2 protein-coding genes are annotated in these 1,863 nt (G+C 67.8%); both read right to left on the bottom strand.

Going from position 1 to position 1,863, the window contains the following annotated elements; translation table 11 throughout:
• Positions 1–40: 40 nt before the first annotated feature.
• Positions 41–1,009, bottom strand: a complete 969-nt coding sequence (locus tag AB1609_22770; GenBank protein ID MEW6049257.1) for a tripartite tricarboxylate transporter substrate binding protein — start codon at positions 1,007–1,009, stop codon at positions 41–43.
• Between the two features lie 129 nt (positions 1,010–1,138).
• Positions 1,139–1,863 (bottom strand): IclR family transcriptional regulator (locus AB1609_22765; GenBank protein ID MEW6049256.1); only part of this gene is annotated, 725 nt, incomplete at its 5' end.

The raw sequence follows: 1,863 nt of genomic DNA, 5'->3' as shown, positions 1-1,863 counted from the left end.
GGGCGGGCCGGCCCGGCGACGCACGGTGGATGCGGCCTGCTTACTGCAGCAGCCCCAGCTCGCCCAGGAGGGACTTGTAGAACTCGGTGCGCTCCTGGACGAAGCGCGTGCCTTCCTCGCTCTTCATGTACTCGATCTTGAACCCGAGCCGGTCCATCTGCTCGACGACCTTGGGGTCCCGCATCACCTTGTCGAAAGCGTCCTCCAGCGCCTTGATGACCTCTTTCGGCGTGCCGGGCGGCACCGCCACGCCGCGGTAGGCGCCTTCCACGATGTCGTAGCCCAGCTCCCTGAAGGTGGGAACGTCGGGAAGCCAGCTCACCCGCTGATCAGAGGCCACGGCCAGGATGCGGAACCGGTCCTTGTACTGGACGGCCACCGGCGTGTAGGTCATCAGGGCCGTGACGTGCCCCCCGAGAAGCGCCGGGACGGCGGCTCCGGTGCCCGTGAACGGGATGTAGGTGGTCTTGACCTTGGCCAGCTTGTTGAGCGCAAGCGTCCCGAGGTGGTTGGCGGTGTTGGAGCCGCTGCCGCCCACCGTGACGACCTCGGGGTGCTCCCGGGCATAATCGATCAGGTCCTGAAGGGTCTTGAACTGGCTGTCCGTGCGGACGGCGAGCACGTTGGGGGTGCTCTCGAACCAGTAGACGGTCTGCAGCTGCTCCGTCTTGTAGCCGGCGTCGCCCCGCTGCAGCGGCTGCAGGATGATGTGGGGGAGGTTGTGCCCGACGATGGTGTAGCCGTCAGGGCGGGTCCGAACCGTCTCCGCCCAGGCGACGGAACCACCTCCGCCGATCTTGTAGGTAACCACCACGTCCACGCCCATGACCTTCTCCAGAACGGGCTCCTGGATGCGGGCGGTGATGTCGGACTCGCCGCCGGGGTTGAACGCGATGACGTAGGTGATCGGCCGTTCCGGGTAAGCTGCCAGCACCGGCGCGGCCGTCACGGCCAACACCGCCAGCGTCCAGAGGATTACGGTGCGAAGCCTGATGGCTGACCTCCGCATGGAACCACCCTTCCGTGGGTACTAACCGCTTGCAAGCGCCGGCTCGCGCCACCGCAGCGGTCCCCCCGGGGGTTCGCCGTGATAGCAGAAGTTCCTGCCAGTGATTGCGTACGATGCAATATAGTTCGACTATGGCAACCTGGACGCCCGCTCCAGCCGGGCGGCCAGCGCCAAAGAGACCTGGGCGGCCACGTCGCGGAGCTGCGCCGAGACTTCTTCCACCGCCCTCACCTGCAGCCGGTTGGCCGGGAACGAGATCATGAGCGCCGCGCCGGGCTGGTCCGGCGCCTTGAAGACGGGGGCGGCCATGCAGAAGATGTCGGGGTCGTACTCCCGGTCGTCCAGGGCGTACCCCCTCTCGCGGACGGCACCAAGCTCACGCCTGAGCCGGTCCGGGTCGGTGATGGTTCGGCCGGTGCGGGGCGTGAGGGCGGCGGCGGCCAGGTGGGACTCCCGCTCGTCGTCGGGCATGTAAGCGAGGAACACCTTGCCGCTGGCCGTGCAGTAAAGGGGCTTGGGCTGGCCGATGCCGCCGGCGGTGCGCAGTTCCCGCGTGCTTTCGATGGAGTCGACGTCGATGACCACGCGGTTGGACCTGTCCAGCACGCTCAAGTGGACGGTCTCGTTGAGAGCACGCCACAGCGCCTCCATGTACGGGCGCGCAAGGGCGCCGATGTCGAAGGCCAGGAGCTGGCGCAGGTAGCGGCTCGATACGTCCAGGAAGCGGGCTCCCAGCGCGTATCGCCGGGCCGGATCCCGGGCCACCCAGCCGTGCGCCTGCAGGGTGGCCAGCAGGTGAAAGAGAGTGGTGCGGTTGAGGCCCAGCCGCTCGCTCAGGTCGCTGAGACGGACGG

The sequence above is a fragment of the Bacillota bacterium genome (genome assembly GCA_040754675.1).
Taxonomy (GTDB): domain Bacteria; phylum Bacillota; class Limnochordia; order Limnochordales; family Geochordaceae; genus Geochorda.
Note: the sequence above shows the minus strand (reverse complement) of the source record. Positions and strands in the feature narration are given on the sequence as shown.

Bases quoted from the DNA above. Each gene is read 5' to 3' on its own strand.
- AB1609_22770 (MEW6049257.1), bottom strand. From the start codon at position 1,009: ATGCGGAGGTCAGCCATCAGGCTTCGCACCGTAATCCTCTGGACGCTG.